The organism is Clostridioides sp. ZZV15-6598 (assembly GCF_020657705.1).
Lineage (GTDB): Bacteria > Bacillota > Clostridia > Peptostreptococcales > Peptostreptococcaceae > Clostridioides > Clostridioides difficile_F.
Genome location: NZ_JAGWCS010000099.1, coordinates 1 through 14919, shown reverse-complemented (window position 1 = coordinate 14919; position 14919 = coordinate 1). Strand labels below are relative to the sequence as shown.

General features: G+C 27.9%; 11 protein-coding genes. 1 reads left to right on the top strand and 10 read right to left on the bottom strand.

Translation table 11 applies throughout. The annotated features are described in order from the left end of the window. Positions 1–143: 143 nt before the first annotated feature. From KGF50_RS15860 to KGF50_RS15840, 5 genes are all read right to left on the bottom strand, one after another. Positions 144–1406 carry a PTS fructose transporter subunit IIC gene (locus tag KGF50_RS15860; protein ID WP_227848964.1) on the bottom strand — a complete coding sequence of 421 codons (1263 nt, stop codon included), beginning with the start codon at positions 1404–1406 and terminating at the stop codon, positions 144–146. Positions 1407–1430: 24 nt separating this feature from the next. After that, positions 1431–1748: a PTS fructose transporter subunit IIB gene (locus tag KGF50_RS15855; protein ID WP_227432546.1), complete on the bottom strand. Its 318-nt coding sequence runs from the start codon at positions 1746–1748 to the stop codon at positions 1431–1433. A gap of 58 nt (positions 1749–1806) precedes the next feature. Then, complete coding sequence (locus tag KGF50_RS15850; protein WP_227848963.1) at positions 1807–2262, bottom strand: PTS sugar transporter subunit IIA; 456 nt, start codon at positions 2260–2262, stop codon at positions 1807–1809. A 14-nt stretch (positions 2263–2276) separates the two neighbouring features. Continuing rightward, entirely contained in the window at positions 2277–4166 is a 1890-nt protein-coding gene (locus KGF50_RS15845) for a BglG family transcription antiterminator (protein WP_227848962.1), read from the bottom strand. 87 nt (positions 4167–4253) lie between these two features. Further along, a complete protein-coding gene (locus tag KGF50_RS15840) occupies positions 4254–5615 on the bottom strand; it encodes a Sapep family Mn(2+)-dependent dipeptidase (RefSeq protein WP_227848961.1) in 1362 nt (453 codons plus the stop codon). Between the two features lie 172 nt (positions 5616–5787). On the opposite strand from KGF50_RS15840, the gene manA reads away from it, so the two are divergent. Beyond that, positions 5788–6732 (top strand): mannose-6-phosphate isomerase, class I, encoded by a 945-nt coding sequence (gene manA / locus KGF50_RS15835; protein WP_227848960.1) that lies wholly within the window; start codon positions 5788–5790, stop codon positions 6730–6732. A gap of 130 nt (positions 6733–6862) precedes the next feature. Here the strand turns inward: manA and KGF50_RS15830 are convergent, their stop codons facing one another. The 5 genes from KGF50_RS15830 to KGF50_RS15810 all read right to left on the bottom strand — a co-directional run bounded on the left by KGF50_RS15830 (position 6863) and on the right by KGF50_RS15810 (position 14918). Continuing rightward, positions 6863–9601: an ATP-binding protein gene (locus KGF50_RS15830; RefSeq protein WP_227848959.1), complete on the bottom strand. Its 2739-nt coding sequence runs from the start codon at positions 9599–9601 to the stop codon at positions 6863–6865. A gap of 105 nt (positions 9602–9706) precedes the next feature. After that, entirely contained in the window at positions 9707–11590 is a 1884-nt protein-coding gene (gene selB / locus KGF50_RS15825) for a selenocysteine-specific translation elongation factor (protein WP_227848958.1), read from the bottom strand. A gap of 74 nt (positions 11591–11664) precedes the next feature. Next, positions 11665–13044: an L-seryl-tRNA(Sec) selenium transferase gene (gene selA / locus KGF50_RS15820; RefSeq protein WP_227848965.1), complete on the bottom strand. Its 1380-nt coding sequence runs from the start codon at positions 13042–13044 to the stop codon at positions 11665–11667. Between the two features lie 54 nt (positions 13045–13098). Continuing rightward, positions 13099–14145, bottom strand: a complete 1047-nt coding sequence (selD, locus tag KGF50_RS15815) for a selenide, water dikinase SelD (protein ID WP_227848957.1) — start codon at positions 14143–14145, stop codon at positions 13099–13101. A 92-nt stretch (positions 14146–14237) separates the two neighbouring features. Next, on the bottom strand, positions 14238–14918 hold the full coding sequence (locus KGF50_RS15810; RefSeq protein ID WP_227848956.1) for a DUF655 domain-containing protein: 681 nt from the start codon (positions 14916–14918) through the stop codon (positions 14238–14240). Position 14919 lies beyond the last annotated feature (1 nt).

Below are 14919 nucleotides of genomic sequence, written 5' to 3'. Positions count from 1 at the left end.
CTCTTTAAGATAATTTCTTATTTTTTCTATTTTATTCATAATTTTATCTCCACCACCCTTAATTAGTTATATAGGTAAGGCTGGTAATATTGTTTCAATCAATATTACCAGCCAAGGTTATTATAGATAGTAAAATTTATAAATTAATCAATATAATCTACAACAAGTTTACCCTCTTTTATTAATTTATTTCTGTAAAATACATTTCCTACAGCTATGAATATAGCACCAACTGCTATACCTATTACATATCCAAATAAGTTATCTACTAGAGGCCATGCCCATATAGCAGACTCTGGGAACCATTGAACTGCCCCTAAAACTATACCTGTAATAGCTCCTATTATACTTCCTACTATATTTAAAGGTATAACAAAACCTGGTCTCTCAAGTGCAAATGGTATTGCTCCTTCTGATATACCCATAAATGATAAGAATATAGAAGTTTTTCCTGCTTGATAGAATTGTCTATCATATACTCTTCTTCCTACTAATCTTTTATCTAATAAAGTTGTAAGTCCTAATCCAATTGGAGGAACAACTATAGCTATTGTTCTTGCTGTTATTGGTAGCACATTTTCTGTAGTCAAACCAAGTGCAACGAATCCTGCTGCTTTATTTATTGGTCCACCTAAGTCAAATGCTGTAGCTGCTGCTAAAGCTGTTGCATATACATACTCTCCTGCTGCTCCTGCTGCTGTTAAGAAGTTTTTCATACTTTCATTAATTAATCCACCAAATGGAGTTATTATAAATATCATCAATACCATACAAGTTAATGATGCTATTAATGGTATTAAAAATGTTGTTTTAAAAGCTAACCAGTTATGAGAAACTTTTATAGATTTATTTAACCATTTTACAAAATATCCTATTATGAATGCGATTAATATTGCACCTAAGAATCCTGATGCAACTGGTACAACTTCTGTCCACTGTCCATCTACGAATTGTGGTACACCTACAGGTTTATTAGCTACATATCCACCTATAAATCCTGCGATTAGAGCTGTTTTCCCACCTATAGAATTTGCACAGAATGCTGCAAATAGTGGTATTGCAAATCCAAACAGAGTAAATCCGAAGTTTGACATTAATTGTGCCATGTTTAAAAGACTAAGTTTAAATCCTGTAAATTCACCTGAGTTCATAGCGTCAACTATACCTACAGATGGATCAAGTCCTAATATTGCATATGGTATTAATTGAGATAAAGCTCCTATAAGTCCACCCATTACTAAGACTGGTATCATATACGATATACCTGTCATTATATGTTTACTAACTTCTTTCCACTTTCCATTTCCCTTTGATTGAGTTGGATTAGATGGAGTAGTTTTTCCTGCGTTATTGCCTCCTGTTGTAGAAGCACCTGAACTGTTTATAACTTTTTTCTTGATTGCCATTCTATTTCCTCCACAGTAAATTTATTATATTCCTAAATCCTCTTCTATTTCCTTTATAACACCTTCTGCATTCTTTATAGCTTCTTGTAATTCAACCTCATAAACTTCACAACCATCAAATCTTTCCATACCTTCTGGTGTTATTGCTACTGCATGTATTATCATAGTTGCTCCTAATATGTCTTCTCTTGTTAATTCATTTTGCACACCATCTGCACCTTGAGTTTCAACTTTTGCTTCATAACCTAATGCCTTTGCAGCTTGCTCTATTGCTTCTGCTGCCATAAAAGTGTGAGCTAGTCCCATTGGACAAGCACATAATGCTACTAATTTTTTATTCATTTTAAATTCCTCCTATTTACTTTAATTAATTATTTTTTATTTTAACCTTAGTATTTATCTATAAACCTAAAGCTTCATTTATTAAATTAGCGATTTCTTCCACATTATCACTCTTTAAAAGAGACTCTTTAAAATCTTTATTTATTAATTTTCTTGAAAGAGATGATAATAATTTAAGGTGTATGTTTTCTTTACTTTTTCCTGGCATAAGTAAACTTATTGCTAATTTGACATTATCTTCACCTTCGTTCCAAACAACATCATCATTAAACTTTAGTACCACTACTGCTGGATTTTCAATTGCATCATTTTTAGTATGAGGTATTGCTATAGATTCTCCTAAATTTGTAGTAAATTGCTCTTCTCTAGCTATTAAACCTTCATACACTAGATTTTCATCTTCTGTTAAATTTAATTCTTTTGCTTTCTTTGCTATAAATTTTAAAACTTCAACCTTAGATTTAGCCTCAGTATTTAAAAATACATATTCCTTGTTAAATATGTTTGTTCCCATGATTAATTTCCTCCTTAATTACCTATTAGTGCCATTAATTTATTAAAGTCACATATTTTAATAATTCCTCTTACTCCACCTTCATCTTTTATAAAATTATAAAGGTATTTAAATATTGAAAAATTATGCTTTTCTTTAGTATTAAAAAATACCATAAATACTAGTTGAACTTCTTGTTTATCCCAAATTATTGGATTTTCAAGTATTCCAACTCCGATTATAGATTTTTTATCGCCCTTCACTATTGTGTGAGGTATAGCTACTAAATTTCCTATTTCAGTTGATGAAATATTTTCTCTATCTATTATGCTCTCTATTGAACTTTCTTCTATAAAATCTCTTTCTTTCAATTTATTTGAAAGAGAAAGTATAACTTCTTCTTTTGTATTTGCTTTTATACTGAAAAAAGCTCTTTCATCAAACATATTACTTATTATTTTTCTTCTTTCTTCCTTTTCATAAAAGGCTTTGTTTACGTTTTCAATTACGCTATCATCAAAAATATTTTCTATATATAGCACTGGCTTTTCATATCCTTTTAATTCAACCGTCGATACTATCAAATCAACATCTTGACTTATTGCCATATCAAGATATCTAAATGGATAAACACCTACAACATTTAAATCACTTATATTCTGCTTTAATTTTTCAGAAAGAAGCTGTCCTGTACCTATACCATAGTGACAAACTATACAAATTTTCTTACTTGTATTTTTTTTCATTCTTTCATTTGAAGCAGCAAAATGAATAGCTATATATCCAAGTTCATCCTCATCTAATTTTAGATTAAATTCAGTTTCTATCTTATTTGATAAAAACACAGCTAAGTTAAAAGCTATTGGAAATTTCTCTTTTATTTGATGAAGTAGTGGATTATTAGATTTTATATTAGCTTTTGCTCTACTTAAAAACCTTTTTATATGGTCAGATATCGCTATCATAAACTCTTCATCTTTTGTATAATCACTTCCTGAAATAAGTAGTATATCTTGAAGAGCACTACTTATAACACAACTTATTCTTTCTTCAATTTCACTTGCATTTTTTATTCCCTGTGCGCCTCTATAGGCTATTACACCAGAATAATTTGAAATATAAATTACTTCATCTTCAATAAGTTTAAATCCAACCTTATCAGATATTTCTTTCATAAGTCTTTCTATAAAACTGTAATTATGAAATCTATATCCTGTATCTATTAAATTTATATTTTTACTATGACCTTTCTTACTTCTAAACACAGAAACTATTATTTTTGAAAGTAAAAGATTAAAATCTTTATCTGAAATTATTGTTTCTTTTTCTCTCAAATGCTTTTCTAAAATACTTTCTATGCAATTTATATCGTTTTCATTGATGTCATCTAAAAATACTTTTATTTTACTCTTCTCATCCAACTTTATTGCATAATCAGTAATCAACTGTCTTATATTAATTTCTTCACCATATATATAGCTTCCATAATAAGGTTTAGATTTTATAACTAAGTCATACTTTTCAAGTTTTCTTTTAAGCTTACTAGACAATTTATTTATGGCTGCTATACTTAGATTTAATTCTTCTGCCATTAATTCTATACTCATATAATTTCTGTTAATTAGCATACATATTATATTTGATATCCTTGCTTCTTCAGAATCATCCAAGAAACCATTTATATATTTATTTGCTTCTTTAACAGCCTTTGCTATATTAGTCTTAGAGCCACTTAACTTATATCCTATGCCTCTTGAAGAATCTATTTCTAAATCATATTTACTCAAAATACCATTTAAATCTGCTATATATCTTTTAATAGTTTTAGTAGATACATCTAATTTAATAGCTAGTTCATTTGATGTCATATATCCATCTTTATTGCTTAAACTTTTTACTATTACTGCATGTTTCTTAGTTATCATTGTATCACCTTCTCTTTGATTTCAATTATATATCAAATAAAATTTTAGTTGTATATATAATATGTCTATATAAGGGACATTTTGTATTTATATATTATTGCATAATGTAACTATTGCCTCTGCATAGATACCTATTGAAGTTATAAATCTATCTAAGCTGGCAAATTCATTCGCACTATGAACATTTCCAAAACTACCATCAGGAAATTCACACCCAAATATTACTGAGTTCTTCATTTCAGCTGCATAGCTTCCTGCACTGGTTACTCTAACAACACTTTTTGAGTCTCCAGAATAATTTACATATATCCCATGTAAACTTCTTACAAGTTTTGAATTCTCATCTATATAATTTGCTTGCTTTAAATTTTCCCCAATAAACTCAAATTTATTAATATTATTTCTTTTTATATACAAATCAAATTTTTCTATTATATTTTCAACTGTCAATACTTCAGGATACCTAACACTTAAAATTACTTCAAGTTTTCCATCTTTTATATTTATTATTGTCGGAACCATTGATAGAATTCCACATTTTCCTTCAACATTTAAGCCAAATAGTTTTCCATCTATATTATCTTTATTTATTAGCTTATACAAGTCTTTTGCCCAATCTTCATCAAGATTTTCTGCTAAAACTTTAATTGTATCTAATATTGGATTTATTGCTTTTTCAGGTTTAGATGAATGTCCACCTTTCCCATTCACAATATACTTACCATCATTAAAACTTATTGAAACATTATTAAAATCAGAATTTATATAATCATTACTTAAATTTTTAATATTTTTTATATACACCTTATCTGGAATTGTATTAAACTCTATTCCTCCACTTATGTCTAGATATTTATCATCTATATCCAACATTAATTTTATTATTGCTCCACCCTTTTCTCCATTTAATACAGGAAATTTAGCATCTGGAGTATATCCATATACACCATGTGGCTCTTTGCTATAATAGTGCTTTATACACTTAAATCCACTTTCTTCATTTCCTCCAGCAATTAATCTAACTTTTCTCTTTAAATCTATATTTAAACTTTTTATCATTTTTAATGCCAAAAAATTTGCTATCATAGGACCCTTATTATCAGAAACACCTCTAGCAACTAATTTATCGCCTATAATATCTAGCTTAAATGGCTCACTATCCCATCCTTCTCCTGGATTTACAACATCACAATGTCCAAATATATCTATATAATCTTTACCATCTCCATATTCAATGTAAACAGCATGATTATCTATATTTTTAACAGTGAAATTGTTTTCTCTACCTAAATTTTCAAACCAGTTTAATGCATCATATACACCTTTTCCAAAAGGCATATCTTTAGATACAGTATTTTTATCATAAAAGGAAGGTATACTTACCCATTCCTCCAACAATTTCAAAAATTCTTTTTTATATTTTTGATTTTCTTCTTTAAATCTCTCCATGATTATCACTCCAATTTAGACCTTTATATTATATATCATAGTTTATCTTGTTTCATAACTCCTTATACTTTATGTCATTTCAAGGGACAAAACTTTTTTACTATTGATTTTATAATCTATTTATATATAATTATTTGTAGGATAAATTTAATATCATAGGAGGAACAAGATTATGGAACCATTATTTTTAAAACCTATTTTTATGGATAGAATATGGGGTGGAACTGCACTTAAAGATAAATTTAACTATGAGATAAAATCACCAACAACAGGTGAATGTTGGGCTATAAGTTCTCATAAAAATGGAGATTGTTTAATAGAAAATGGAGAATATAAAGATAAAAGGCTATCTGAATTATGGGAGAAAAATAGAGAATTATTTGGTAATGCACCTGGAGATAAATTCCCTTTACTTACAAAAATACTAGATGCTAATGACAATTTATCAGTTCAAGTTCATCCAAATGATGAATATGCTCAAAAAAATGAAAATGGAGAATTAGGCAAAACAGAATGTTGGTATGTAATAGACTGTTCTGAGGATGCAGAAATTATAATAGGTCATAATGCAAAATCTCGTGAAGAATTTATAGAAATGATAAATAATAATGAATGGGACAAACTGCTTAGAAAAGTTAATATAAAAAAAGGTGACTTTTTCTATGTTCCAAGCGGAACTATACATGCTATATGTAAGGGAACATTAATTTTAGAAACTCAACAAAATTCAGATACCACTTATAGAGTTTATGATTATGACAGAACTGATAACTCAGGAAATAAACGTGAACTTCATGTTCAAAAATCAATAGAAGTTACAAATGTTCCTCATACAGATTTTGATACTGATTATAAAATTGTATCAACACCAAGCTTTAAATGTACAACATTTGTATCAAATGAATTTTTTAGTGTTTATAAATTAGACATTTTGGGAAAATGTAATTTTACTCACAATACACCTTTTTCTTTATACAGTATCCTAGAGGGAACAGGTAAATTGATACACAATTCTATAGAATATGATTTAAAGAAAGGTATGCATTTTATATTACCAAATAACTTTGGAGATTTTGGCTTTGAGGGTAATTTAGAAATTATATGTTCTCACATATAAATACGAAATACATTTAATTTCAACAAAAGCTAGACTAACATAAAACTTATTTTTATGATAGGCTAGCTTTTATAGTATACTCTATTAAATTAAATATAGAATATTTTATTTTTACAGTTATAATAAATTTCTAATAATATATATCAGAAAATTCTATTTTTATTTTTTCTTGAAGATTATATATTCTCTTATCTTCAGTATAATATTCATTACTAAAACTTTTCATTGGTAATGAAATTAAGAATTCTGTCCCCTTATTAACTTCACTTATTACTTCTATATCTCCACCATGAAGACTTACTAGGTTCTTAACTATAGCAAGCCCTATTCCACTTCCTTCAGTATTTCTAGATAAAGTCTTGTCAACTTGTGAAAACTCTTCAAAAATCAACTCCAATTTATCTTGAGGTATACCAACACCAGTATCTTTAACACTTATGATTACTTTATCTATTTTATAGTAAATGTTTACATATATCCATCCTCCATTATCAGTAAATTTAATACAATTTGATAATAGATTTAGTATAATTCTCTCGATTTCAGCCTTGTCTACATAAACATTGATTTCTTCAAGCTCTGTATCAAATAGAATTCTTATATCCTTTCTACTTGCATACTCTTCTATATTCATAAACAAATCTTCTATTACAGATACAATATTGTATTTTGCAAGTTTAAGTGTATAAAATCCTGACTCCATCTTTGTTAAATCTATAATATTATTTATCAACCTTTGAAGTCTATAGGAACTTTGTCTAACTAAATCAACATGAGACTTGATATTATTATTATAGTCTTTTATTTTTTCGCTTCTATAGAAAGAATCTACTAATTGGTTTGAACTTGATATAACATTTAATGGTGTTTTTAATTCATGAGACATATTTGCAAAAAACTCAGTTTTTATTTTATCTGTTTTAAATCTTTCAAGTAATTCTTTTTCAGCTTGTTCAGAGTATTTTTTATGTGCTAAATCTTTTATAATAAGCATTATATATCTAGTGTTATATATTGCAAAAGGTAATGCACTTAATTCTACTTCTACCATATCATCATAATTATTTATTAATTCATATTCTAGTAGAAGTATACTTTTATTTTCATTTAAAACTTTAGTCATATTTTCAGTAAATTTCATTTTTTCTTCAGTATTTGCATTCATTAATATCTTAATATTAGAATCTTTTACATCATCTATACTTGTAAAAGATAGCATATCTAAAAATGACTTATTTGCATAATTTACACTTAAGTCTTCTCTTAATAAGCATATACCATCAGGTAATATATCTATAAATCTTGAGTAAGAAGATTGACTTTCTTCAAGTTTTATTTGAGATATCTTTCGAGAAGTCGTATCACGTATTACAATAATAGTCTTATAAGTTCCTTCATTATTATAATGAGAAAAACTCATCTCTACATATTTTACTTCACCCTCTATTACATACCTTTTTTCTATACTTTCTTCACTTTTACATATTGATGAAAAATCTATATTTTCTAATGTCTCTTTAAATATTTGCCTACATGCATTATTTACATATATTTTATTACTACCTTCAAGTACTACTATCCCATCTCCAACACTTTCTAAAAAGTCTTCACTTCTCTTATTTGCTTCAATAAGTTTACGTTCGTATTCCTTTTTCTTAGTTTTGTCCTTTAATACACATAATACTCCTTCTATGTGTGTGGCTATGATTAAAGGAGCAAATATAGCTTGGTAAACCTTATTATCACTTGTATCAACAAATATTTCTATATTCTTTTTATTGATAAATACATAATTAATGCTTTCTATTAAATCATTAAAATTTTTAACTTTATTACTTAATTTATCTTGTTCCTTATAATCTCCAAAAATATTTCTAAAACTTTTATTTGCATATGTAATTTCTCCATCCTTACTAAACACAACTATACTATTTACAGAAACATCTAAAGTAGATTGTAGTCGTAATTCTCTTTTTATAAGTATTTCTTTAAGTTCTTCTATTTTTTCTGTTTCATATATTAGTTTTTTGTTTTTTTCTTTCAAACTTTCTGTTTTTATTGTTAATTCTTCATTTGTATCATGTAATTCTAGTGCTGTTTTCTTAATATTCTTAGATACTATGTAATTATATAAATAGTATAGTGCTACATTTATTATTATTTGTGATAACATACCTTCTATATGCCTGTTACCAATTACTATATGTAGTAAATTTGGAACTCTTGATAAGATTGTTATTATTATTATTCTATTAAAAAATTTTTTCTCACTATATTCCCATTTACTGATGTTTGAACTTGAGTTTAATTCAATTCCACTCATAATGGAAATAATTATCATAAATATAGATGTAAAAACTCCTAAAGCATAGTGTAATGTACCACCTTCTAAATAGTTACAAATTTCAGCTATTATAAATAGAGATGATATTGTTAAAACTACAGCTACTACAAATAAAATTATGCTCGAATGAATTTGTTTATTATCCTTAACGAATTTAAAACTTAAATACACACCTAGTATAGGAAATAAATCTGTTATTGCTGATATTGTGATGTTAGTTCCAATTACAGCTTCTGCTCTAGCACCTAAACAATTAAATAAATACATACACTCTAATACTCCAGTTGCTGCAAATACTAACCCCAAAAATGTAGAAAATGAATCTACCTTAAACTTTGTAGTATTAAATATAACCATTCCTGTAGATATCAAGAATGTAGCATATACAGCATGCAGTAAAATTTCATATTTATTTGTATCTTTTATAATAAATAATAAAAGCACTGAGCCCATTATTATAAATAAAAGGCTCATGTCTTCTCTTTCTTTTATATCTGGTTTCACAGCAGGTATTATATTCTTCAATACTTTACACTTCCTCTTAATTAATATTTTATACTAATTAATTTATACGATACTCGACATTATAATTCCTTCTTTATACCTCAAAGCAAAAACAGACATTTTCCGCTAAAACAAAATTCTTTTGTTTTCTACTCTCTTAGTTATTTTGTTTCTATCAAAGTTTTCTAGTATAATCATACAGTTTTTTCTGCTAGAATCTATCAAATCTCTGTATTCTCCTAGTGTTATTTCCTTATTTTCTTTTATATAATTTATTAAAATGTTCTTTGCATTTTCATAAATATCTTTATCCATTATATACAAATCATCCAATTTCTCTACCTTATTACCTATCATTGACTCTAATACTTCAGCATAGTTATGATTTCCTTCAGAAACTTCCTCTATTGTCAATATTGAAGAAACTCCACATGATTTTAGCCTTTTTTCTATTTTTTTTGCTATTTCTCTTTGTTTATCATTTAAGATAACTTCAAAATCAAATAATGATATTATATTATTTTCTATTTTTATAATATTTTCTGTAGATAATTTTTCTAGTAAAATATCCATTTCTCTAGTCTTAAAATTACTTTCTACCTTAGACCTTACTTCTTCTTTTAACATACCTTTTCTCAATCTATACTTCTTATGGTACTCACTTAAAAGATTTATTGTGTTTTCCTTCAGTTTATTATATTGATTTATATGCATGTACATGTTTCCAATAGGCAATACTTTATTTTCTGATATAAGTATCTCAATAGATTTTTTTACATGTTCTTCATGAGCACCACTATAGCTCATTATTTCTTTTATATTTGGATAATTTTTTAAGTTTCTCTTTAAGTATTCTTCTATTATATCTTTAAGTTCACCTTTTTCTTTTATTTTTAATGCTTCTATAACTTTTTCATCAAATCTCTTATGCTTTTTAGGGGATGGGTCAATTATCACACCTCCACCTATAGTTTCCATTGGAGAATAACGTCTGACAACAAAAGTATCCCCCTTCTTAGATACTATACTTTCTTCAAGTCTTAACTGAATGTATCCATTCTCTCCATTTTCAATTAAATCTTTATCTAGTGGAACTGCTCTGCAAAGTATTTCTCTAGTCCCATGATACAATCTCAATCTATCCCAATGTTTTATCCCTTTTTCTAAATGATTTACTAATGATAGTTTTACATCTAACATCATTGATTCTTCTAATGAGTTGGGAGCAGCCAAAACATCTCCTCTTTTTATATCATCTACCTTTACATTTGATATGTTGATTGCTGTCCTTTGTCCTGCATAAGCTGTATCTTTATTTTCTCCATGAACTTGTATACTTCTTATCTTTGTTTTTAATACTTGTGGATATATAACCAAATCATCCTCTATACTTATCTTTCCTTCTATTAAGGTACCTGTTATTACAGTACCAAATCCCTTTATAGAAAATACTCTATCTATATTAAGTCTTGCTGGAGAATTCTCGTTTTTATCTTCTATTGCCTCACTCATTTTATCTATTTTTTCAATCAGAGTATTTATTCCTTTTTTAGATACAGAATCAACTTCAATTATTTCTGCATTTTCAAGAAAAGTACCTTTTATTTTTTCACAAATATCTTCTTTTACTAGTTCTCTAAATTCTTCATCTACAGTATCAGATTTAGTCAAAACTACTATCCCATTTTTTATATTTAAAAAACTTAAAATGTCTAAATGCTCAACCGTCTGTGGCATAACGCCCTCATCTGCTGCTACAACAAGTAAAACTATATCTAGTCCTGATGCTCCAGCTAACATGTTTTTTATAAATTTTTCATGTCCTGGTACATCTACGATACCAGCCCTTCTATTGTTTGGTAGATCAAAATAAGTAAAACCTAAATTTATTGATATACCTCTCTTTTTTTCTTCATCTAATGTATCAGTTTCTCTTCCAGTTAATGCTTTTATAAGAGTTGTTTTTCCATGGTCTATATGACCTGCTGTTCCAATTACTACGTTTTTCATTTTTTGCCCCCTATCAAAGCTTCAATGCTTCTAATTTTCAATTAAAATTAATAGTATTATTATATCAAATTTAGTTAATTAAAGGCTTTTCTTAGCTCCTCAACTACTACATCAAATTCATCATCAAATATAGTTCTTACATCTAAAACATATTTATTATCATACACTCTAGCTATTATATGAGCTTCACTAAGTCTTAATTTTTTTTCTAAAGATGATACATTTATATGCTCAGGAGTTATTGTTATTACCTTTGTAGCTATCGTTTCAAGAGGCATAGACCCTCCTCCTACCTGAGAAAATCCATCTTCTATGTTTATTTTAGCATTTAGATTTAAGGTAGTTATTTTTTTAAATAATTTATTTGCCTTTGCTTCTAACTCTTCAATGCTATATGTCAACATTTTTAAAGTAGGTATGTTTTCCACAGCCTTTGTTTCATCTAAGTACATTCTTAAAGTTGCTTCAAGGGCACATATTGTCAGCTTATCAACCCTAAGAGCTCTAGTAAGTTGATTTTTCTTCATTTTTTCTATATACTCTTTTTTCCCAACTATAATACCTGCTTGTGGTCCACCAAGCATTTTATCTCCACTAAAAGTAACTACATCTGCACCTTGTCTTATAGAATCTAATACAGTTGGTTCATAAGATAATCCATATTTTGATAAATCTATAAATACTCCACTTCCTAGGTCTTCTATTACGGGTAATTTATATTTTTTACCTAAATTAACTAGTTCTTCTATAGATACACTTTCTGTAAATCCCATAATTCTATAGTTACTTGTATGAACTTTCATCAATACATTAGTTTCTTCTGTAATAGCTTCTTTATAATCTTTTAAGTGTGTCTTATTAGTTGAACCTATTTCCACTAATTCTGCACCACTAAGAGCCATTATACTTGGAATTCTGAAAGAACCTCCTACTTCTACTAACTCTCCACGTGATACGATTGCTTCTCCTCCTTTGGCCATTGTGCTAAGTACAAGAAGCACTGCTGCTGCATTATTATTTACAACTAGTACATCTTCTGCACCAGTGAGTCTTTTTATTGTATTAGTTAAGTGAGAATATCTTGAGCCTCTTTCTCCGTTATCCAAATCATATTCTAAGTTTGAATATCTTGAAGCAGCACACCATAATTCATCTTTTATATCTTCACTAAGTAAAGACCTCCCCAAGTTTGTATGAATAACTGTACCAGTTGCATTTATAACTTTTTTTAATGATAGTGAGTAATTTAATTTAACTCTCTCTATTGCAGATTCTATTATTTCATCAAATTCTATTGTTACAGAATTAGATGCATCTTCTTTTAATCTTAATATAAATTGTCTCTTAAAATCTATCACTTCTCTTACAGATTCTAAAACTAAGCTTCTAGGATATTCCTCTATTATTTCTACTATTCTATTATCACTTAATACTTCATCAACTGAAGGTAACATTGCAAATAATTCTCTTTTGCTCAAAATAATCACTCTTTCTCTCTATATAATATTTTATAAAACTTTAATATATTTTTCCCCTTTTGTTACTACAGACCCTATGATTTTTGCTTCTATTGCTCCATTTAACTTCATATCTCTTACAAGTTCTTCTGCTAATTCTTCTTTTACAGAAATCAATAACCCTCCAGAAGTTTGTGGGTCATATAAAATATCTTGAACTGCAACTTCTACATCCCCTACAACTTCTACATCTTTTGATACATAATGCATGTTTTTATACATTCCAGCAGGTATTATTCCCATTTCTGCCATTTCTACAGCACCTTCGATAATTGGAACATGCTTTGAATCAATTTCAATACTCACCTCAGAAGCTTTAGCCATTTCTAAAGTATGCCCAAGTAAACCAAATCCAGTGATATCTGTAACTGAATTTACATCAAATTTATCAAAACTCATTGCTGCATATTTATTTAAATGTATCATTATTTCTACTACTTTGTCACATATATGCTGTTCTACCATACCTTCTTTCATGGCTGTATTTAATACACCCACACCAATTGGCTTTGTTATAACTAACTTGTCACCAGGCTTTGCAGTAGCATTTGATAAAACTTTATTTGGGTTAACAATTCCAGAAACTGAAAGACCATATTTAGGTTCTTGGTCATCTACAGTATGTCCTCCTACTAATAGTGCTCCACTTTCTTTTACTTTATCGAATCCGCCTTTTAATATTTCTGCAAGTACATCCATATCATGACATGATGGAAAGCAAACAATATTCATTGCAACCAAAGGCTTTCCTCCCATGGCATATACATCTGATAATGAATTTGATGCAGCAATTTGACCAAATACAAATGGGTCATCTACCATTGGTGTAAAGAAATCCAGTGTTTGAATAAGTGCCATATCATCATTTAATTTATACACAGCAGCATCATCTGCTGTATCTAATCCTACTAATAAATTTTCTATATTATCATTTTTAGGCAGTTGAGCCAAAACTGATGCCAGAACCTCTGGCCCTATTTTAGCTGCTCAGCCACCTGCTGTTGTCATCTCTGTAAGTTTTTTTTGTTCCTTCTTCATAAAAGTACCTCCTTTACTAAATTTCCACATATACACACATATACATACATATTTATAATACCATATCTATAAGTGAGTTTTGTATTATATTTTTAGCCTATACAAATTAAATCTTTTAGATTTTCGTATTTTTTATCTCCTATACCATTCACATTTTTTATATCTTCAATTGAAGCAAATTGTCCATTTTCTTCTCTATGTTGTAAAATTTTATTAGCTGTGGCCTCTCCAATTCCAGGTAAAGTATCTAGCTCTTCTAATGTTGCTGTATTTATATTTATTTTTGATTTATCAAATAGATTTTTATTATTTTTACTTTCAGATTCATTGTTACTTTCATTTTTTAGACTTGATTTATTAGAATCACTGTTACTTGTAACAGATATTGTTTCTCCTATTTTAGGTATTATGTAATGTTGTTCATCTTCTAATTTTAGTGATAAATTAATTCCATTTAAATCAGCTTCTTTTGTTGTTCCACCTAATAATTCTACAGCATCATAAAGCCTCTTATTTGATTCTATAGTTACAATTCCTGGTCTATTTACTGCTCCACTTATGTATATAGTTATTTTATTAATTTGAATATTTTTATCTATTTTCTCCTCATCTTTATTATGCTTATTGCCTTCATCTTTAACTATTTTTTCTACCTTATCTGTTTTTTCATTATGTGAATTATTTTTACTTACAACATAAATATCTTCTTTAAAGATATCTAGCCGATTAATGATTAATGCTGATAATATTAAAAAACATATGATGGAACACAGA

Bases quoted from the DNA above. Each gene is read 5' to 3' on its own strand.
- KGF50_RS15860 (WP_227848964.1), bottom strand. From the start codon at position 1,406: ATGGCAATCAAGAAAAAAGTTATAAACAGTTCAGGTGCTTCTACAACA.
- KGF50_RS15855 (WP_227432546.1), bottom strand. From the start codon at position 1,748: ATGAATAAAAAATTAGTAGCATTATGTGCTTGTCCAATGGGACTAGCT.
- KGF50_RS15850 (WP_227848963.1), bottom strand. From the start codon at position 2,262: ATGGGAACAAACATATTTAACAAGGAATATGTATTTTTAAATACTGAG.
- KGF50_RS15845 (WP_227848962.1), bottom strand. From the start codon at position 4,166: ATGATAACTAAGAAACATGCAGTAATAGTAAAAAGTTTAAGCAATAAA.
- KGF50_RS15840 (WP_227848961.1), bottom strand. From the start codon at position 5,615: ATGGAGAGATTTAAAGAAGAAAATCAAAAATATAAAAAAGAATTTTTG.
- manA (WP_227848960.1), top strand. From the start codon at position 5,788: ATGGAACCATTATTTTTAAAACCTATTTTTATGGATAGAATATGGGGT.
- selB (WP_227848958.1), bottom strand. From the start codon at position 11,590: ATGAAAAACGTAGTAATTGGAACAGCAGGTCATATAGACCATGGAAAA.
- selA (WP_227848965.1), bottom strand. From the start codon at position 13,044: ATGTTACCTTCAGTTGATGAAGTATTAAGTGATAATAGAATAGTAGAA.